The sequence below is a fragment of the Lentzea sp. NBRC 105346 genome, from assembly GCF_030269605.1.
Taxonomy (GTDB): domain Bacteria; phylum Actinomycetota; class Actinomycetes; order Mycobacteriales; family Pseudonocardiaceae; genus Lentzea.
This window is the reverse complement of sequence record NZ_BSTQ01000003.1, coordinates 185,563-204,895: the sequence shown is the minus strand read 5'-3', so window position 1 is coordinate 204,895 and position 19,333 is coordinate 185,563. Positions and strand designations below refer to the sequence as shown.

Below are 19,333 nucleotides of genomic sequence, written 5' to 3'. Positions count from 1 at the left end.
ACGCTCGCTCATCGGCCGGCGAACCCGCCGGACTTCGCGGCGGCCAGGAACGCGGTCCAGGCGGGGGCATCGAGGGCGAGGTGGGCGGCGGGAGACTTGCTGTCCCGAATGCCGACACCGTGCCCCACCTCGACACAGTCGCTGGCGGTGGGGCTGTAGCTGCTCTTGCGCCACCTGACCTCGACGCAGTCGCTGGCGTTCGGGCTGTAGCTGCTCTTGTGCCACTCGGACATCCGGCGGCTCCTCAGGTTGCGATGCGGGCGATCAACTCCTTCGATTCTGCCGCATCGAGCGCCACCGCATCGAGCGCCTTGAGAATTCTGCTGTACACCTCGAAGGATGCCTTGTCGTCGAGAAACACGCTCGAGTTCTCAGTATCCAGAAACACGATCGGCTCAACGTTGGAGAACTTCATCAACGTGAACGAGCCGGACGTGCCTGGGTGCGCGCCGATGGCGGTCGGCACGACCCGCATCGTGATGTAGGGCCGCATGTTCATCTGCTGGAGGTGATCCAGCTGGTCGGACATCACCACTGGGCTGCTGCCTACCGGTAGCCGCAACGCCTGTTCGTGGATATAGAAGGTGAACTGGCGGCGCCCTTCGATGATCTTTTGCCGAGCGACCCGGGCCATCACGTACTCGTCGATCTTGGGGTCGGGCACGTTGGGGGAGGCGAGCATCAGGGTGCGCATGTAGTCGGGCATCTGCAGGAGGCCGGGCACCAGGGTGAGGCTCCAGACAATGATCTCGGTTGCCTGCGCCTCGTGCTCGACGAGCGTGCGCACCTGAACGGGAAGCTTCTCGCCGTGGAGCTGCAGCCAGCCGGAGGTGCTGGCCTCGCGGAAGAGGCGCAGCAGGTGCTCGTGCTCGTCCGCCGGTGTGCGGCAGATGCCGAGCAGGCGCGACAATTCCACCTCGGTGACGCCGCCCTTGCCGTTGATCAGATCCGACAGCTTCGCGTGGTCCCACCCCGCGAGCGCGGCGGCGCCCCGGCCGGTGAGCCCGGCGCGGCGGATCGCCTCTCGCACACCCGCGCCGAACTCCCTGGCCCGTACGGTGGAGCTCCTTCTAGGCATGCACCGAAGCTAGAGCGTAGAGATCCACCTAATCCACCGCACACGCCCAGGTTCAGCCGAAAAGGCGGTGCGGTGGAAGTCTTCCACCATCCACACAGTCCACTGTGGACCTACGCGGTGACGCCGCCGTCGAGCACGAGGTCGTGGCCGACCATGAACCCTGCGGCGTCCGATGCCAGCCACAGCACCGCGGCGGCGACGTCGTCGGTGGTGCCCATCCGGCCGGCGGGGATTCGGGGAATGAAGCGGGCGTCCCGCTCTTCCACAGTCTCGCCGGGCAGCAGCGACATCGACGAGCTGATGCGGTTCACCACGTCCGTGGAGAAGGCGACTTTCCGGGTGGCCAAAGAGGTTCTGGAGTACTCGGACGCCATGATCCCGGCGGGCGGCATCGTGTCGCTGGTGCTCAGCTCCGCCAACCGGGACGAGACCGTCTTCAGCGACCCGGACTCGCTGGACATCACCCGGGATGCGGCCGCACACGTGGCGTTCGGGCGCGGGTTGCGGCAACTCCCGGTGCACTACGTGTAGAACCGGCGCAGCTTCGGCCAGATCTCCGACCACTTGCCGGACGGCCCGTCGCACAACGAGATCTGCACGCCGTTCTCGTTGTTGTCGATGACGCTGTGGTGCACGGCTTGCACCGTGCAGCCGCGGAACAGCGCCGGGTCGTTCAGCCGGCCGACGAGCAGGATGGGGCCGTCCTTGGCATCAGAGGGCGGTCCCCAGTCGGCGTACGACATGTGCCCGGAGTACGGCTGCGCGGGCCCGTACCGTTCGATCGCGCCCGCCTGGCCGTAGTTGCGCGTGAAGATGACCGCACGGGACTTGTCTGGGATCTTGTTCCACTCACGCGTGACGGTCTCGGCGAACGCGGGCCAGCCGACCTGTTCACCCTGTTCCTGGTTCAACGCCATCGCCGGGGCGAGTGCGCTGACGGGCAGTACGGGCAGCGCCACCACGAGGTTGGTCGCAACGCCCAGCGCGGCCAGGGGGATCCACCACCGGCGTGAGCGCGCCCAACGTTCGCTGGGTGCTGCTCCGGCCGCGAGAAGCACTAACAACAGCGGCGCGGTGTAGTAGGGCTTACCGCCTGTCGCAAGAGTTAGAAGGCATAACGCGGGATAGGTCAACGCCACCGCGCGAAGGGAACTGTCGCGCCACAGCCGCAGGAAACCCACGACGCAGACGGGCACCAGGATGGGTGCGAGGTAGACGAGCTGCATCGGCACGAACAGGATCCGGTTCTCCGTGCCGTCGCTCTCGCTGATCCCACCGGCGACGGTCAGCAGCGGGAAGTCGTGCTGTGCCTGCCAGATCAGTACCGGCGCGGACAGGAGCAGGCAGACCGCGACCCCGATGGCGAGCCACCACGTGCGGAAGATCGATCGCGGTCCGACGATCAGGACCGAGATGCCGAGCGCCGCGATGAGCAGCAGCACCAGCCACTTGTTCGCGAGGCCGACCGCCATGGTGATGCCGACCGGGATCCACCAGCGACCGTCGCCGGACTTCAGCAACCGCACGGCGAAGTAGCCGAGCACGACCCACACGAGCAGGTCCACGGACGTCGTGGACAGCATGTGCGACACCACGAGCGTCAACGACGACAGCGCGGTGCCGATCGCGGTCAGGACCTCGCCGCCACCAAGCTCGTGAGCGATCATCGCCGCCACAACGACCGTCGCCATGCCGAGGAGGATCGCGACGATCCGCAGCCCGGTCGGGCTGTCGCCGAACAGGAGTGTGGAAACGCGACCGAGGAACGGCGTGATCGGCGGCTGGTCGACGTAGCCCCAGTCGAGGTGTTTGCCCGCCGCGAGGAAGTAGAGCTCGTCGCGGTGGAACCCGTATTGGCCGGACAACGCGAGAAGTACGACGGCCTGCACAGCTACTACCGCACCGACCGCGTACCTGGGTCTCATGAGCGGCGACGGTACCAACGGGGCGAGGTGTTCACGGGAGGTTTCAAGGATGCGTTGACAATGAGCATGTTCGGGCCCTCAGCCGTGGTCAGGACGTCGAGAGTGTCCTTGAACGAGGGGCCGAAGCCGTCGACCGTCACGGCGGGGATGCCGAACGAGGCGCTCAACATGGCGAAGTCGGGACGGTGCAGGTCCACCCCGGACACGGTGTGGCCGGCGACCTGCTGGTCGTAGCGCAGCATGCCGTAGCCGCCGTCGTCGACGAGCACGACCGTGACGGGCAGCTGTTCCTGCGCGAGCGTGGCGAGGTCACCGCACGCGAACAGGAAGCCGCCGTCGCCGCACACCGCGACCGTCCGTCCGGCCAGGGCCGCGCCCAGCGACGCGGGGAAGCCGAAACCCAGGGTGCCCCAGCCAACCGGGTACGCGAGGCCGCGCGGCCGGGTCACGTGGTGGAAGCCGCCCATCCAGTAGCCGGGGATGCACATGTCGGCGACGAACGTGACGTCCAGATCGGCCACGGCGTCCAGAAACTCTTTCGCCTCAGGGGAATCGGCGGCGACGAGCGCTCTGACGGCAGCGTTCACCTCACTCACCCGGTCTTCGAACGGCCGGTTGGGAACGGCGTTCGCGAGTGCGGCGGTCACCTCTCGCGCGTCGCCGACGAGCGTGACGTCCGGGTGGTAGTTCTTGGCGGCGTCGGCCTTGTCGATGTTGATCGCGATGAGCCGCTTCGGTGCGGGCTGCAGCCAGTTCTGCGTCATCATGCCGTCGAAGTCGGTGCCGATCGCGATGACGAGGTCGGCGTCGTCCCACAGCTCCCCAACGGGCGGCGCGTGCACCGGCCCCCGCACCACGAGCGGATGCTCCACCAACCCTCGCGACCCGTACGTCGTAATAACGGGCGCCGACAACGCGGTAGCCAACGCCCCCACGGCCGTCCCCGCATCCGCCCGCGCCGCACCCCCACCAGCCCAGATCAGGGGCTTCTCCGCTTCCTCAATCAGGCGGAGCGCCTCCCCAAGGTCCGGAACTGCCGTCAGGGGCCTATTCGCTGCGAAATCCGTAGGGAATAGGCCCCCGACGGCGTTGTCAACGGCGGCGGAGAGGTAGTCGGTGGGGACGCCTACGTAGACGGGGCCGTGTGGGGCGGTCAGGGCTTGGCGGGCGGCCTGGTCGATTACCGAGGGGAGTTCGGCGGCTGAGGGGACGTCGAAGGCGGTCTTGGTGACCGGCAGGAACATGGCGCGCTGGTCGCGTGTCTCGTGCAGCACGCCGCGGTAGACGCCGGGCCGGCGCAGCGTGGACGGGATGTCGGTGGCGATGACCAGCACGGGCGAGCCGCACGACATCGCCTCGCCGGTCGCGCCGAGCGCGTTCGCGGCGCCGGGGCCGGTCGTCACGATCGCGACGCCCAGCTTGCCGGTCGTGCGCGCGTAGCCGTCGGCCGCGTAGACGGCGGTCTGCTCGTGCCGCACCCCGATCATGCGGATTCCGGAGGCCTCGAGGGCCTCCCAGACGGCCAGGTTGTGCACGCCGGGCAGCCCGAAGACGACCTCCACGCCGTGAGCGGACAGCACCTCTAGCAGGCGCGCAGCACCAGTCATGGGTTGAAGATAAGAGCTGCTTACCCCGGAGGGAACCTCAGTTAAGCAGCTCTAACCCTGAGCCCCACGCGAGGGCCGCCTGGATTGTTGAATAGGCGACCTATTCGTAACGAATTGAAACGCCGTTTCCCGCATTGTGGGTTTGTCAACTGTGCCACTATGTGCGCGGCAAACGCGACCTGGGGGTTCGAGATGCTGTACTTCGGTGGCCTGTTCACCATCGTGACCGTGTGTCTTTGGGTGTTCGCGATCGTGGACGTCATCACCACGGATGAGGGTGCATGTCGCCATCTGCCGAAGGTGGGATGGCTACTCCTCGTTCTGTTCTTCCCGCTCGTGGGATCGCTCGCATGGCTGGTGGCCGGCCGCCCGGTTGGCTATGGTCAGCGCCGCACGCAGGCATACGAACGGTCGGCGCCGACGTATCCCGAATACGACCGGCCCGGTCGCTTCGCAGCGGTGAACCCGGAAGACGACGAGGAGTTCCTGCGGCGCTGCCGTGAGCGCGCTGAGGAACAGCGACGTAAAGGACGCGAAGCTCAGTGACCCGAGTTCTGGTCCTACTGGTGGCTTTACTGCTCGCCGGATGTTCGGCGACACCGAAACAACCCGAGTTGGCGGTTCCGGCCACCCAGCAGGAGCAGGACAGAATGTCCGCGTCCGAACTGCAGTCGACGTGGTGGACGTGGCTGGCGACGCAAACGCGTGAGTCCAATCCGGTCACCGACACCTCCGGGCGGTTCTGCTCCCGGGACCAGCCGAAGGACGTGTGGCTGCTCGCCGGGTCGACCGGCGGCCGCGTCGACCGGCAGTGCCGCGTCCCCGCGGACAAACCGTTGCTGGTGCCCGCGATCAACTCGCTGGAGTGCGGCTCGTTCATGGCCGGCGCCAAGGGTGAGGTGCTGCTCGACGACGTGGCGCAGGAGCTGATCCGGATCGAGTCGGTCGCGTTCTCGTTCGACGGTGTCGCGGGCAACGTGGTCAACGGCAGCGCGGGCCGGGTCAACGCCGTCGGATGTGGACTGTGGGCGTGGATCCCGGCGCCGAAGTCCGGTGACCACACGTTGGTGGTGCGCGGCAGCAGCGGCAAGGCCACCGGCGAGACGCATTATCGGCTGATCGTCGGGGCCGACCTCGGGTAGCCTCGACAGCGGCGTCGAGCAGACGCGAGGCTGGAGCCGCTCCCCGGCATTCGGGCGGCACTTTCCGCCGCCGGGTCCAGAGGCTCCTGCTCTTCCATCCGTTGAGTGCGAAGACGCGTGCTGATGCGTCCTTGTCGGCCGAGCCGGGCGGCGGAAACGAGGACTGCTGTGACACGTTCGTCCATGACCGACCGGCTCGCCGACCTCCGGCGCTCCTACACCGGTGAGAACCTCTCGCAGGCCGTGCCCGCGGTACGCGCGGGTTCGCCGTTGATCCCCGCTGCTTCTTCGGTGGTTCAGGCCGAGTTGGAGTCGCGGCTGCTCATCGCGGCCTCGGCGGCGTCGAGCTACCTCCAGTTCCGGCCGCCGGCCAGCATCATCCGGCCCGCGCACGTCTTCACCGCCGTGTCGCCTGGTGCGAACGTGCGGCTGCACCTGTCGCCGGACGCGCTCGGCCCCTTGCTGTACGAGCTGGTGCCGCGGGTCGAGGCCGGATTCCCGATGGGCGTGCAAGGGCTCTCATACGTCCAGCACCGGCGTTCGGCGGAGCTGCGGCTCGGTGCGGCCAGTGCGGTGCTGTCGGGGGTCGACGCGGCCGCCTGGGCCCGTGGAATGCGGTGGGTCGAGTGGATGGTCGGCTTCCGCGGCCTCGACACCGTGCTGTGGACCGGTGGCGTGAACGACCCGGTTCCGGAATTGGCCACTGGTAGTGCGTTGCTCCGACGCGTCAACCTGTTCGCGTCGGCGTCGTGGATCAGGGTGCTGCCCCGGGATCCATGGTTCGTCGAATGGGCCGGAGGCCCCTCGGTGGACGCGGTCGAGGCGGCCCTCCGGCACCCACTCGGTGGCGCTGACGTTTCGTTCGGGTTTCGGCGGCAGGAGACCCCCGCCGTCGACATCGATCCAGACCTGCGGACCTGGCCTTGGCCGGCCGAGTTCGTGTCCGTTGTCACGGACTGAGACGGTCCGGAATCCAGGTAAACTGCGCTTTCGCCCGCAAGAACATTTAAGGAGGACCCCGGTGACCCAGCAGGCTGCCGAGGCCCAGCCAGAGCGCACGCCCGTGGCGCGCCGCGTGCTGGTCGCCGAGGACGAGGCGTTGATCCGTCTCGACCTCGTGGAGATGTTGCGCGAGGAGGGCTACGAGGTCGCGGGCGAGGCCGCGGACGGTGACGAGGCCATCAAGCTGGCCACGGAGCTCCGCCCGGACCTGGTGATCCTCGACGTGAAGATGCCGAAGGTCGACGGCATCGAGGCCGCCTCCGCGATCGCGGGCAACCGCATCGCGCCCGTGGTGATCCTGACCGCCTTCAGCCAGCGCGACCTGGTCGAACGGGCCCGTGACGCGGGTGCCATGGCGTACCTGGTCAAGCCGTTCGCCAAGCGGGACCTGGTGCCGGCGATCGAGCTGGCGATGTCGCGGTTCAGCGAGCTGCAGGCGTTGGAGAACGAGGTCGCGGGGCTGACCGAGCGGTTGGAGACGCGCAAGGTGGTCGAGCGCGCCAAGGGCATCCTGATGTCCAAGCAGGGTCTCTCGGAGCCGGAGGCGTTCCGCTGGGTGCAGCGGACGGCGATGGACCGCCGCACGACCATGAAGGCCGTCGCCGAGGCCGTGATCGAGAACTTCGGCTGATCGGACGTCAGAACCGGGCCCCGGCGCCAAGGTGCCGGGGCCCGTTGCCGTCCGGGGGTCCGGAAGGTAGGACTCAGGGGTTCGGAACGTAGGACTCGCGCGGGCGGGCGTCCGGACCCGCGCGAGTCCTACGTTCCCGCCTCCTGAGTTGGACGTTCCGGCCCGTTGCTCATCCGGACGTACCCCGCGATGTCACTGCATTGGGAGCACGCTCGCGTCTGACCGGGGCAACTCGCCGGGGTCGAGTGGGTAACACGCGGGGGCGGTATGGGCGACATGCCCGGTGTACGGCGTGATCGAGAGCTAACCCTGATCAGGCCTTTTCGGCATGTTCCCAACTGGGTGTACCGGTCACCGGACCGTATTGGCGAGAACAGTCCCCAACTTTGACTGTTACCCGTTCGGGTTGTGATTGGTTCGGTAGGCGAACCATTTTCGCCAATTTGCGGTCACTGCCTGCGCATGCCCTGTGACCTGCGGCGATTTGAGTTAGATTTAAGCTTCTGGCAGCGAACGTATTGGTGGTGACGACCGTCACGATGTGGACACAGAGCGGTAAGCCCACCTGTTCATCGATGTGATCTGAAGCTACGTTCCTGCCCTAACCCAGCCCCTTGCGTAGGGGGCACCGCCTAACCCGGCGGACGTTGGTTCATGGGAGGTACCGGTGTCAGGAGCACGACTCGGACGAGTCCTCGTGCTGGCGGCGGCTGCGTCGCTGGTTCTGGGAGCTTGTGCCGGTGGCGGTGGTGGCTCGTCCAGTGGCGGCGACGCCACGACCGTGAAGATCGGTTTCATGGGCGACCTGACGGGCGAGAACTCCGCGATCGTGATCCCGCCGCGGAACGGCGCGAAGATGGCGATCGCCGAGTACAACGCGAAGAACCCGAAGACCAAGATCGAGCTGGTCGAGTACGACAGCCAGGGCAAGCCGGACCAGGCGACCTCGCTGATCACGAAGGCCGTCGGCACCGACAAGATCGTCGGCCTCATCGGCCCGGCCTTCTCCGGTGAGTCCAAGGCCATCGGCGCGCAGCTCGAGGAGAACAAGATCCCGAGCATCTCTCCGTCGGCGACCAACCCCGGTCTCGCGAAGAACGGCTGGAAGTACTGGCACCGCGTCGTCGCGAACGACAACGACCAGGGCCCCGGCATCGCCGAGTTCCTGATCAAGGCGAAGAGCCCGAAGAAGGCGTTCGTCCTGTCCGACGACCAGGAGTACTCGGTCGGTCTGGCCGAGGCCGTCGCCAAGACCTTCAAGGACAAGGGCGTCGCGGTCGAGACCGACAAGTTCGCCAAGGACGCGTCGGACTACTCGTCCACGGTCTCCAAGGTGAAGTCGGCCAACCCGGACGTGATCGTCTACGGCGGTTACTACGCGCAGCTCGGTCGTCTGCTCAAGCAGCTCCGTGACGGTGGCGTCACCGCGATCGTCGCCTCCGGTGACGGCTCGCTCGACGCGCAGCTGATCTCGGGTGCCGGCCAGGCCGCCGCCGAGGGCGCCGTCCTCGCCTGCCCGTGCAACATCCCGTCCGCGGACGTCACGGGCAACCTGAAGACGTTCTTCGACAACTACAAGAAGTCCGCCAACGCCGACCCGGCCATCTACTCGACCGAGGGCTACGACGCCGCGACCGCCTTCATCAAGGCCGTCGAGGGCGGTAACACCACTGGCGAGAAGATCATGGACTTCCTGAAGACCGTGAACTTCGAGGGCGTTTCCAAGCCGATCAAGTTCAAGGACAACGGCGAGCCCGAGGCGAACTCGATCTTCATCTACCAGGTCAAGGGTGGTGTCCTCAAGCTGCTCGGCCCGTCGGCCGAGGCCAAGCTCGAGGGCTGATCCGAGACGGATTCATACAGCTGACTGCGCTGGGGAGCGGGGGCCGCGTGCTCCCGCTCCCCGCCACTGTGGCGAGCTTTTCGGGCTCGCCCCGTCTCGTAAGGCATACGGTGACATGCTTCAAGACTTCTTGAACCAGATCCTGCCCAGCACGGTGGGCGGACTGGTGATCGGCTCGATCTACGCGCTGGTCGCCCTGGGCTACACGATGGTCTACGGCGTGCTGCGTCTGATCAACTTCGCGCACTCCGAGATCTTCATGATCGGCACGTTCGCGTCGCTGGTCCTGCTGACCGCGATCGCCCCGGCCGCTCCGGCGACGTTCGGCATCGCGATGATCGGCACCCTGCTGCTCTGCATGGTGGTCTCCGCGATCGCGTCCGGTGGCGCGGCCGTCCTGCTGGAGACCGTCGCCTACCGGCCGCTGCGCAAGCGCGGCGCCACCAAGCTCGCGGCGCTGATCTCCGCGATCGGCGCGTCGATCTTCCTGCAGGAGCTGTTCGCGCTCGAGATCATCCCGTGGCTGACCGACAAGCCCGGCCGCAACCAGGCGTCGGCTCCGCGGTTCGTGCCGCGTGACGAGCTGTTCCACATCGGCAACGCCGCGGTCCGGCTCGACCACGTCATCGTCATCATCGCCGCGGTGCTCGTGATGATCGCGCTGGACCAGACGGTCAGCAAGACGCGCATCGGCCGCGGTATCCGCGCGACCGCGCAGGACCCCGAAGCCGCGGTGCTGATGGGTGTCAGCATCGACAACATCGTGCGGGTCACGTTCCTGCTCGGTGGCGCGATGGCCGGTGTCGCCGGCGCGCTCTACCTGATGGAGATCGAGAACACCGTCTTCAACGTCGGCTTCGTCCTCGGCATCAAGGCGTTCACCGCGGCCGTCCTCGGCGGCATCGGCAACCTGCGCGGCGCGCTGCTCGGCGGCATCGTGCTGGGACTCATCGAGAACTGGGGCGCCATCTTCCTGGGCTCCCAGTGGAAGGACGTCATCGCGTTCACCGTCCTCGTGATCGTGCTGATGTTCCGCCCGACCGGCATTCTCGGCGAATCGCTGCAGAGGGCACGCGCATGAAAGGCGACGAAGTGACGAGCGAAGAAACCACGCCGAGGCGCAACCCGTTCAGCGCCATCGGCCACGGGATCGACGTGATGCGTGACTGGTGGGAGCACGCGAAGGTCTGGCAGCGGTACCTCGTGTACATCGGTGCCGTCGTCTTCGCGCTGATCCTGCCGGCACCCGCGATCGGTTCGTTCATGTCGCCCGGTGCGGACTGGACGAGCGTGCTGGTCTACCCGATCGGCACCTACATCCTGCTCGCCGTCGGCCTCAACGTGGTCGTCGGCCAGGCGGGTCTGCTGGACCTCGGCTTCGTCGCGTTCTTCGCGATCGGTGGTTACAACGTCGCCTACTTCGGCACGCAGTACCACTGGAACTACTGGGCCACGGTCGTCATGGGCATCGCGATGGCCGCCGTGTCCGGCGTCATCCTCGGTGCCCCGACGCTGCGGCTGCGCGGTGACTACCTCGCGATCGTGACGCTCGGCTTCGGTGAGATCGTCCGCATCACGGCGAACAACGCCGACGTGATCGGTGGCGCCCGCGGTATCACGAACGTGCCGCACCCGCCGCCCATCTTCGGCACGAAGTTCCTGCTCGACCCCGCGCCGTACTACTACCTGATGATCGTCGCGATCGCGCTGGTCATCATCTTCTCGGTGCGGCTGCAGAAGAGCCGGGTCGGCCGGGCCTGGGCCGCGATCCGCGAGGACGAGGACGCGGCCGAGCTGATGGGCGTGCCGACGTTCAAGTTCAAGCTGCTCGCGTTCGCGATCGGCGCGATGATCGGTGGTCTCGCCGGCGGCGTCTACGCCGGTAAGGCAGTGTTCATCGAGCCGAACACGTTCCCGTTCATCCTCTCCGCGACGATCCTCGCCGCGGTGGTGCTGGGCGGCTCGGGCAACCTGCCCGGTGTCATCCTGGGTGCGTTCCTCATCGGCTGGCTGCCGGAGCGGTTCCGCGACTTCGCCGAGTACCGCATCCTGATCTTCGGTGGCGTGCTGGTGCTGATGATGGCGCTGCGTCCGGAGGGCCTGCTGCCGTCGCGGCGGCGCAAGGCCGAGCTACGTGAAGGAACGGGCGGTATGGGTGCCATGGGCGCCGAAGTCGCAGGCCCGACGACCGAGGCTTCCGCGGAGGTGAACCAGTGAGCACTCCCGTCCTCCAGCTGGACAACGTGACGATGCGCTTCGGCGGTGTCGTCGCTTTGAAGGAAGCCCGCATCTCGATCAACGAAGGCGAGATCTTCGCCCTGATCGGCCCGAACGGGGCCGGCAAGACCACGGTGTTCAACGTGGTCACCGGCGTCTACCAGCCGACCGAGGGCCAGGTCCTCTTCAACGGCGAGCGCATCAACGGCACCAAGCGCTTCAAGATCACCAAGAAGGGCATCGCCCGCACGTTCCAGAACATCCGTCTGTTCCACAACATGAACGCGATGGAGAACGTGATGGTGGGCGCCGACGCGCACCACCGGACCGGTGCGATCGGCGCGACGCTGAACCTGCCGTGGCACCGCAAGGAGGAGAAGCGGGGCCGGGAGCTCGCTCGCGAGCTGCTCGACTTCGTCGGCATCTCCGGGCGGATGACCGAGACCGCGAAGAACCTCCCGTACGGCGACCAGCGCCGCCTGGAGATCGCACGGGCGCTCGCGACCGACCCGAAGCTGCTGCTTCTCGACGAGCCCGCCGCGGGCATGAACCCGGCCGAGAAGGTGGCGCTGCAGCAGCTGATCCGCAAGATCAGGGACAGCGGCCGCACCGTGCTGCTCATCGAGCACGACATGAGCCTGGTCATGGGGGTCAGCGACCGCCTCGCGGTCCTCGACTTCGGCCAGCAGATCGCAGAAGGGCTGCCGCACGAGGTGCAGAACGACCCGAAGGTCATCCAGGCGTACCTGGGGGTGTCCGACGATGCTTCTTGAGGTCAAGGACATCAACGTCCACTACGGAAAGATCGCCGCGCTGAAGGGCATCAGCCTGGAGGTCAACGAGGGTGAGATCGTCTCGCTGATCGGCGCCAATGGCGCCGGCAAGACGACGACTCTCAAGACGATCTCGGGTCTGCGCCCGCTGACCAGCGGCAAGATCCTGTTCAACGGTGAGGACATCTCCAAGACGCCCGGCCACAAGCGGGTCATCATGGGCATCGGCCAGGCACCCGAGGGCCGGGGTGTGTTCCCCGGTATGACGGTGCAGGAGAACCTCCTGATGGGTGCCTACACCCGTAAGGACGACCTCACCAAGGACCTGGACGAGGTCTACGGACTGTTCCCGCGGCTCGCGGAGCGGCGCTCGCAGTTCGGCGGCACGATGTCCGGTGGCGAGCAGCAGATGATCGCCATCGGCCGCGCGCTGATGACCAAGCCGAAGGTCGTCCTGCTGGACGAGCCGTCGATGGGCCTCGCGCCCATGCTGATCGCGCAGATCTTCTCGATCATCAAGGAGATCAACTCGCGCGGTACGACGGTGCTGCTCGTGGAGCAGAACGCGCAGCAGGCCCTGAAGTTGTCTGACCGCGCGTACGTGCTGGAGACCGGGCGGGTCGTGAAGTCCGCGCCCGGCAAGGATCTGCTGAACGACCCGTCGGTGCGCGAGGCGTACCTGGGCGGTCACTGATCCGCTCGGTTTCGTGAAGGCCACCCTCTCCCGGGGGTGGCCTTCACGGCGTTCAGGGACACCCCGTCAGTTGTTGAGGGGTAGGTCGGTGCCCTTTTCGTCTTTCAGGTCCGTGAGGGTTGGGCCGCCGTACACCCTGAGTTTCAAGGGTTTTGCATCCGTGGGGATGTCGTAGTAGAGGTCGAACTCCAGGCGTACGCCCGCGCCCAGGTCGGTCTGCGCCGGCTGTCGCTTCACGGTCATCGCGGGCTCGTCCGGCAGGTACTCCTTGGCGGAAGCGTCCACCAGCACCTGCTTGCGCGCGTCGAACAACGCGGAGCTGCGCCCGTTGTTGACCACGATGACCCGGATGCGGACGAACTGGCCCCGCGCGGCCATCTCCGCGTGGCTGCCGATGAGCGTTGGCATCCCGGTGCTCAGGCCCAGTGGCGTGAACACCGTGTCGCCGTCGTTCACGGGCGGCAGGTGCAGGATCACCTCATCGGGACGCGCGGTCTCCGCGGGCACCGGATACGTCGACGAAGGCGCCGGGGGAGCGGCGGCGGGTTCGACCGAGCACGCGGCTAGCAACAGCAGCAGCACCAAAGCCCTCATTTGCCGGGCGCCTTGTCACGCAGGATGCAGGTGAGGCGGGCGGTGCACGTGCGTTCACCGAACTCGTCGGTGATGACGATCTCCAGGGTCGCGGTCGTCCGTCCCAGGTGGATCGGGCGGCACACGCCGGTCACGAGACCCTCGCGCGCGGCGCGGTGGTGGGTGCACGACAGTTCCAGGCCGACGGCGACCTTGCCCAACGTGTGCGCGTGGGTGGCGGCCGCGATGGAGCCGAGCTGCTCGGCGAGCACGGCGTTCGCGCCGCCGTGCAGCAGGCCGTAGGGCTGCCGGTTGCCCTTGACCGGCATCGTGCCGATCATCTCCTGGACATCCCATTGGGTGATTTCGATGCCCATGCGGGAGGCGAGCTGTTCGTCTGCGAAGTCCACGGGCAGGTCGGGCGTCACTCAGGCTCCCAGGGCTCGTCGGAAACTGTCAGACCCCGACTCTAGACTCGGGCACGTGACGACCACTGACGCGAAGCGGCTACTGCTCATCGACGGTCACTCGATGGCCTACCGGGCGTTCTACGCCCTGCCCAAGGAGAACTTCTCCACGGCCACGGGCCAGACCACGAACGCGGTGTACGGCTTCACGTCCATGCTCATCAACCTGCTCCGCGACGAGGCGCCGACGCACGTAGCGGTGTGTTTCGACGTGTCGCGCAAGACGTTCCGCACCGAGCAGTACGCGGAGTACAAGGCCGGTCGCAGCGAGACGCCGAACGAGTTCCGCGGCCAGGTCAGCCTGATCCAGGACGTGCTGGCGGCGTTGAACATCTGCACGCTGGAGAAGGAGAACTTCGAGGCGGACGACATCATCGCGACGCTGACCACGCAGGCCGTCGCGCAGGGGTTCCAGGTGCAGATCTGTACCGGCGACCGCGACGCGTTCCAGCTGGTCAACGACCAGGTCACGGTGCTGTACCCGGTCAAGGGCGTGTCCGAGATGGGTCGGTTCACCCCGGACTACGTGCTGGAGAAGCACGGCGTGCGGCCAGACCAGTACGCCGACTACGCGGCGGTGCGCGGCGACTCGTCGGACAACCTGCCGAACACGCCCGGCGTCGGGCCGAAGACGATCATCAAGCTGCTCAACCAGTTCGGCGGCCTCAACGAGCTGGTCGACCGGATCGACGAGGTGCCGGGCAAGGTCGGCGACGCGTTGCGCGGCAACCTGTCCAACATCATCCTGAACCGGCAGCTGACCGAGCTGGTCAAGGACGTGCCGCTGCAGTACACGGTCGACGAGCTGGAGGCGCGGGCGTGGGACCGCGACGCGGTGCATCGCCTGTTCGACGAGCTCGAGTTCCGGGTGCTGCGCGACCGTCTCTTCCAGACGCTCACCGCGGCGGAACCCGAGGCGGAGGAAGGCTTCGAGGTCACCGGCGGCGCGATCCCGGCCGGTCAGGTCGCGGAGTGGCTGCAGAAGCACGCGTCCGGCGCACGGGTGGGGCTCGCGTTCCGCATCACCGGCTTCGACCTGGAGGGCGTCGCGCTCGCCACCACGTCCGGTGAGGGTGGCTACCTCGACGTGAAGACCCTGAGCGAGGCCGACGAGAAGGCGTTCGCCGCGTGGCTGTCCGACGAGTCGATCGCCAAGGCCGGGCACGACCTGAAGGTGCCGCTGCGCCGCGTCCGCGGGCAGGGCTGGAAGGTGCGCGGGCTGACCAGTGACACGGCGCTCGCCGCGTACCTGGTGCGGCCGGGGCAGCGGTCGTTCGCGCTGGACGACCTGGCGTTGCGTTACCTGAAGCGGGAGCTGCGCGCCGAGGAGTCCGGCGACGGGCAGCTGTCGCTGCTGGCCGACGAGGCCGAGGAGCAGCAGAAGATCGCGACCGGCACGATCGTGCGGGCCCGCGCGGTGGCGGAGCTCGCCGACACGCTCGACCGCGAGCTCGACGCGACCGGTGGCGCGAAGCTGCTGAGCACGCTCGAACTGCCGCTGATGAACGTGCTGGACGAGGTCGAGGCGACCGGCATCGCGATCGACGTCGAGCACCTGTCGGCGCTGGAGGCGCACTTCGCGGCCGGCGTGAAGCAGGCGGCGCAGGACGCGTACTCGGTGATCGGCAAGGAGATCAACCTCGGTTCGCCCAAGCAGCTGCAGGCGGTGCTGTTCGACGAGCTGAACATGCCGAAGACCAAGAAGACCAAGACCGGTTACACCACGGACGCGGACGCGCTGCAGGACCTGTTCGAGAAGACCGAGCACCCGTTCCTGCAGCATCTGCTGGCACACCGGGACGTCACGCGACTGAAGTCCACTGTGGACGGGCTGTTGAAGTCGGTCGCGGACGACGGCCGCATCCACACGACGTTCCACCAGACGATCGCGGCGACCGGCCGCCTGTCGTCCACGGACCCGAACCTGCAGAACATCCCGATCCGCACGGACGAGGGCAGGCGCATCCGCCAGGCGTTCGTCGTCGGCCCCGGCTTCTCCGAGCTGATGACGGCCGACTACAGCCAGATCGAGATGCGGATCATGGCGACGCTGTCCGGCGACGCGGGGCTGATCGCCGCGTTCAACAGCGGCGAGGACCTGCACACCTATGTGGCCTCGCAGGCGTTCTCGGTGCCGACGACCGAGGTGACCGCCGAGATGCGCCGCCGGGTCAAGGCGATGTCGTATGGGCTGGCATACGGTCTTTCCGTGTTCGGCCTGGCCGGTCAGCTGCGCATTCCCACCGAAGAGGCCCGCGAGCAGATGGAGGCCTACTTCGCGCGATTCGGTGGAATTCGCGACTATCTGCACGAGGTCGTGGAGAAGGCGCGAAAGGACGGTTACACCGAGACCGTGCTCGGGCGGCGCCGTTACCTGCCGGATCTCACGTCCGACAACCGGCAGCGGCGCGAAATGGCCGAGCGGATGGCGCTCAACGCGCCGATCCAGGGCAGCGCCGCGGACATCATCAAGGTCGCGATGCTGAACGTGTACCGCGCCCTGGAGGAGTCCGGCCTGCGGTCCCGGATGCTGCTGCAGGTCCACGACGAGCTCGTGCTGGAGATCGCCGAGGGCGAGCGGGAGGCGGTGGAAACCCTGGTGCGCGAACACATGGGCAACGCCTACAAGCTCGACGTCCCGCTCGAGGTCTCGGTCGGCGTCGGCCGCTCGTGGGACGACGCGGCCCACTAGATCGGCGGCTTGTCCGCCACTCAGGTCTAGTAACAACCCCAGTTGGAGAGGGTGTATACCCGCACATCTATTCCGCCAATCAGCTTACCTGTTGATACGGAAAGCACGGAATGGCGGCCGAATCGCGGTACCTGCTGAGACGCCCTGGACGTAACGCTTTGGCCTGCCGTATCTTTCGGGTCCAGTCGTTTTTCCGACGACGTGAAAACGATTTGGCTGAATTCCGCCGTGGCCATCCGTACAGCAGAAGTGCAGGGGGCGGAGCGAATGAATCTGGTGCAGGGCTGTGTTGTTTGCGGCGCGGAAAGCACTAGTGGCGCCCGCGCCCGCCGTTACTGTTCCAACACCTGCCGCCAGCGCGCCTATCGCAACCGCGCCAAGTCCACCGCGGTCTGCGGCTCCGCCTCGCTCGGCCTGCCCGCCAACATGAGCAGCTTCGTCGGACGCGACGACGACCTCGTCGAGATCGGCCGCCTGCTGCGCACGACCCGGCTGGTGACGCTCGTCGGGCCGGCCGGGGTCGGCAAGACGCGGCTGGCCGCGGAGCTGGTCGGGCAGCTGCAGCGGGCCGGCCGCGGCGAGGTGGTGCTCGTCGAGCTCGCCCGCACGAAAGGCGCCGCGGTCGCGCTGGAGATCAAGTCGGCGCTCGGGATCACGCACGGCGACCCGCACGTGCTGGCCGGCCGCGACCTGCTGCTGGTGCTGGACAACTGCGAGCACGCCCTGGACGACTGTGGCGAGCTGCTCGGCGCGTTGCTGACCCAGGTTCCGGACCTGCGGGTGCTCGCCACGAGCCGCGAGTCGCTGCGGTTGCCCGGCGAGGTCGCCTACCAGGTGCACGGGCTGTCGGGCGCCGACCGGCGGTCCGACGCGGTGCGCCTGTTCCTGGACCGGGCCCGCACGGTGGCGCCCGAGCTGGAGTTCGAGGACGCCGACACCACGGTCGTGGCCGAGATCTGCGCGAAGCTCGACGGGCTGCCGCTCGCGATCGAACTGGCGGCGCGGCTGGTGCGGGCGTTCCCGCTCGACGAGATCCGGGCGCGGCTGGACGACCGGCTGTCGCTGCTCACCGGCGGCTGGCGCACCGCGGACCAGCGGCACCAGGATCTGCGCAAGGCGATCGCATGGAGCTACGAGCTGCTGACCCCGCCGGAGATGACGATCTTCCGGCGCCTGTCCGCGTTGCCGGGCGGGTTCGGGCCGGACGTCGCGGGCGTCCTGATGGGCGAGACCAACCGTGCGCAAGTCCTGGAGCTGCTGCTCAGCCTCGAGGCGAAGTCGCTGATCATGCCGTGCGCCGGGGCGCCGGGCACCGCGCGGTTCCGGATGCTCGAGTCGATCCGGCTGTTCGGGCAGGAGGAGCTGGTCGCGTCCGGGGAAGGCGACTGGACGTTCGACCGCATCGTCGACTGGCTGCAGGTCGTGGTCACGCCGGCGCTCGAAGCCGTGATCACCTCCGACGAGGCCATGGGCCGCCTGATCCTGGAGCACGACAACCTGGAGCACGTCGTCGAGCGGCTCAGCGAAAGCGCCGACGAACGACAGGTGCTGATCGCCGCCGCGCTCGCGCAGGTGCGGTCGCACTACGGCCAGGTCGGTGACCTGACCGTCGCCATGCTCGACGGCGCGCTCGACCGCACCGACCCGGACTCACCGCACCGCAGCATCGCGCTCGGTCAGGCCGCACAGCTGGCCGGCCTGCGCGGCCAGTACGACGAGGCCGTGCGCCTGGGTGAGGCGGCGGTGGAGCTGGAACGCCAGCGCGGCCGGGTCACGGTGCTTGGCCGGTTGCTGCGGCTGCTGCACGGCGTGCGCGATCGGCGCGGCGAACGCGAGCAGGCGATGAGCGCGTTGCGGGAGACCCTCGACATCAGCCGGCGCGTGGAGGACCACACCGGGATGGTGTTGTGCCTCAACGACCTGGCGTGGCACCACCTCGTCGAGGGTGACGTCGCGCGAGCGGAACGCGTGCTGGACCCGTGGGCCGGCGTGCTGCGGTTCGCGCGGCTGCCGGACCGGCAGGTCGCGTCGGTGCTGCACACCAGGGCGGCCATCGCGTTGCACAAGGACGACCTGCGCACGGCCGAGGCGCGGTTCGCGGAGTCGTTGCGCGTCGCGGCCGGCGCGTGCCTGGAAACCCAAGTGCTGTACGCACTTGACGGGCTCGCGGTCGTGGCGCTGCTGTGTGGACGGGCCGAACGCGGGCTCCTGCTGGTGGGTGCGTCCGACGCGGCGCACAAGGTCGCCGGCGTGCCGCGCGACCCGTGGTCGGCGCGGCGGATCGACGAGGCGCTGACCGCCTCGGGTGTTCCGGAGGTCCACGCGCGCGCGACTATCGCAACGGGACGGCGCACCACCGTGCGCGACGCAGTGGCGTACGCGCTCGAGGAGCTCACCGAGGACAGTGGCACGGATCCGTTGAGCCAGCGGGAACGTGACGTGATCGAGCTCGTGACGAAGGGGTTCACCAACCGGCAGATCGCCGCGCGGCTCTACATCTCCGTCCGTACGGTCGAGACTCATCTGCGCAAGATCCGGGACACGCTCGGCCTGCGTTCCAGGGCCCACATCGCCGCGTGGGCGACCCAGCGCGGCGCGTCTCAGATCGCATAACGCAACACTGCGGTATTCCCCGATGCCCGCATCTATGGCGGAGGGGCAACGTGAACAGGAAACCATGGCAGAACCA

General features: G+C 67.6%; 18 protein-coding genes and 1 pseudogene. 12 read left to right on the top strand and 7 right to left on the bottom strand.

All coding sequences use genetic code 11. From position 1 onward, the window contains the following. Window positions 1-8 precede the first annotated feature (8 nt). The 3 genes and pseudogenes from QSK35_RS08425 to QSK35_RS08415 form a co-directional block, all read right to left on the bottom strand. Entirely contained in the window at window positions 9-233 is a 225-nt protein-coding gene (locus QSK35_RS08425) for a DUF397 domain-containing protein (protein ID WP_285743934.1), read from the bottom strand. 11 nt (window positions 234-244) lie between these two features. Beyond that, window positions 245-1,078: a helix-turn-helix domain-containing protein gene (locus QSK35_RS08420; protein WP_285743932.1), complete on the bottom strand. Its 834-nt coding sequence runs from the start codon at window positions 1,076-1,078 to the stop codon at window positions 245-247. 110 nt (window positions 1,079-1,188) lie between these two features. Continuing rightward, a pseudogene (locus QSK35_RS08415) lies at window positions 1,189-1,503 on the bottom strand (SDR family oxidoreductase); the annotation flags it as partial. Between QSK35_RS08415 and QSK35_RS08410 the strand changes: the two are divergent. Beyond that, window positions 1,418-1,609 carry a hypothetical protein gene (locus QSK35_RS08410; RefSeq protein ID WP_285743931.1) on the top strand — a complete coding sequence of 64 codons (192 nt, stop codon included), beginning with the start codon at window positions 1,418-1,420 and terminating at the stop codon, window positions 1,607-1,609. The pseudogene QSK35_RS08415 and the gene QSK35_RS08410 overlap by 86 nt on opposite strands. Here the strand turns inward: QSK35_RS08410 and QSK35_RS08405 are convergent. Next, complete coding sequence (locus QSK35_RS08405; protein ID WP_285743929.1) at window positions 1,600-3,003, bottom strand: glycosyltransferase family 39 protein; 1,404 nt, start codon at window positions 3,001-3,003, stop codon at window positions 1,600-1,602. The two genes, QSK35_RS08410 and QSK35_RS08405, sit on opposite strands and share 10 nt — an antisense overlap. Beyond that, entirely contained in the window at window positions 3,000-4,610 is a 1,611-nt protein-coding gene (locus QSK35_RS08400) for a thiamine pyrophosphate-binding protein (protein WP_285743928.1), read from the bottom strand. The genes QSK35_RS08405 and QSK35_RS08400 overlap by 4 nt, the downstream gene beginning before the upstream one ends. A gap of 192 nt (window positions 4,611-4,802) precedes the next feature. Here QSK35_RS08400 and QSK35_RS08395 point away from each other — a divergent pair, with 192 nt between their 5' ends. From QSK35_RS08395 to QSK35_RS08355, 9 genes are all read left to right on the top strand, one after another. Next, window positions 4,803-5,156 carry a PLDc N-terminal domain-containing protein gene (locus QSK35_RS08395; protein ID WP_285743926.1) on the top strand — a complete coding sequence of 118 codons (354 nt, stop codon included), beginning with the start codon at window positions 4,803-4,805 and terminating at the stop codon, window positions 5,154-5,156. Continuing rightward, on the top strand, window positions 5,153-5,752 hold the full coding sequence (locus QSK35_RS08390) for a hypothetical protein (protein ID WP_285743923.1): 600 nt from the start codon (window positions 5,153-5,155) through the stop codon (window positions 5,750-5,752). Before QSK35_RS08395 ends, QSK35_RS08390 begins: the two co-directional genes overlap by 4 nt. A 168-nt stretch (window positions 5,753-5,920) precedes the next feature. Next, on the top strand, window positions 5,921-6,712 hold the full coding sequence (locus QSK35_RS08385) for a hypothetical protein (RefSeq protein WP_285743921.1): 792 nt from the start codon (window positions 5,921-5,923) through the stop codon (window positions 6,710-6,712). Between the two features lie 61 nt (window positions 6,713-6,773). Next, window positions 6,774-7,385: an ANTAR domain-containing response regulator gene (locus tag QSK35_RS08380; protein WP_285743920.1), complete on the top strand. Its 612-nt coding sequence runs from the start codon at window positions 6,774-6,776 to the stop codon at window positions 7,383-7,385. Between the two features lie 667 nt (window positions 7,386-8,052). Further along, window positions 8,053-9,228 (top strand): branched-chain amino acid ABC transporter substrate-binding protein, encoded by a 1,176-nt coding sequence (locus QSK35_RS08375; RefSeq protein ID WP_285743919.1) that lies wholly within the window; start codon window positions 8,053-8,055, stop codon window positions 9,226-9,228. A gap of 115 nt (window positions 9,229-9,343) precedes the next feature. Next, a complete protein-coding gene (locus tag QSK35_RS08370) occupies window positions 9,344-10,309 on the top strand; it encodes a branched-chain amino acid ABC transporter permease (RefSeq protein WP_285743917.1) in 966 nt (321 codons plus the stop codon). Further along, a complete protein-coding gene (locus QSK35_RS08365) occupies window positions 10,306-11,445 on the top strand; it encodes a branched-chain amino acid ABC transporter permease (RefSeq protein ID WP_352243479.1) in 1,140 nt (379 codons plus the stop codon). The genes QSK35_RS08370 and QSK35_RS08365 overlap by 4 nt, the downstream gene beginning before the upstream one ends. Window positions 11,446-11,477: 32 nt before the next feature. Further along, window positions 11,478-12,218: an ABC transporter ATP-binding protein gene (locus tag QSK35_RS08360; RefSeq protein ID WP_285744473.1), complete on the top strand. Its 741-nt coding sequence runs from the start codon at window positions 11,478-11,480 to the stop codon at window positions 12,216-12,218. After that, the gene (locus QSK35_RS08355; protein ID WP_285743914.1) at window positions 12,208-12,912 is read left to right on the top strand and encodes an ABC transporter ATP-binding protein; all 705 of its coding nucleotides are present in this window, start codon (window positions 12,208-12,210) and stop codon (window positions 12,910-12,912) included. The genes QSK35_RS08360 and QSK35_RS08355 overlap by 11 nt, the downstream gene beginning before the upstream one ends. A 66-nt stretch (window positions 12,913-12,978) precedes the next feature. On the opposite strand, the gene QSK35_RS08350 is transcribed toward QSK35_RS08355, so the two are convergent. Together QSK35_RS08350 and QSK35_RS08345 are read right to left on the bottom strand one after the other, a co-directional pair. Beyond that, complete coding sequence (locus QSK35_RS08350; protein WP_285743912.1) at window positions 12,979-13,506, bottom strand: DUF4352 domain-containing protein; 528 nt, start codon at window positions 13,504-13,506, stop codon at window positions 12,979-12,981. Continuing rightward, window positions 13,503-13,862 carry a hotdog fold thioesterase gene (locus QSK35_RS08345; protein WP_285744471.1) on the bottom strand — a complete coding sequence of 120 codons (360 nt, stop codon included), beginning with the start codon at window positions 13,860-13,862 and terminating at the stop codon, window positions 13,503-13,505. Before QSK35_RS08345 ends, QSK35_RS08350 begins: the two co-directional genes overlap by 4 nt. Before the next feature lie 106 nt (window positions 13,863-13,968). Here QSK35_RS08345 and polA point away from each other — a divergent pair, with 106 nt between their 5' ends. Together polA and QSK35_RS08335 are read left to right on the top strand one after the other, a co-directional pair. Next, on the top strand, window positions 13,969-16,644 hold the full coding sequence (gene polA / locus QSK35_RS08340) for a DNA polymerase I (RefSeq protein WP_285743910.1): 2,676 nt from the start codon (window positions 13,969-13,971) through the stop codon (window positions 16,642-16,644). Between the two features lie 426 nt (window positions 16,645-17,070). Then, window positions 17,071-19,257: an ATP-binding protein gene (locus QSK35_RS08335; protein WP_285743908.1), complete on the top strand. Its 2,187-nt coding sequence runs from the start codon at window positions 17,071-17,073 to the stop codon at window positions 19,255-19,257. The last annotated feature ends 76 nt before the right edge of the window (window positions 19,258-19,333 follow it).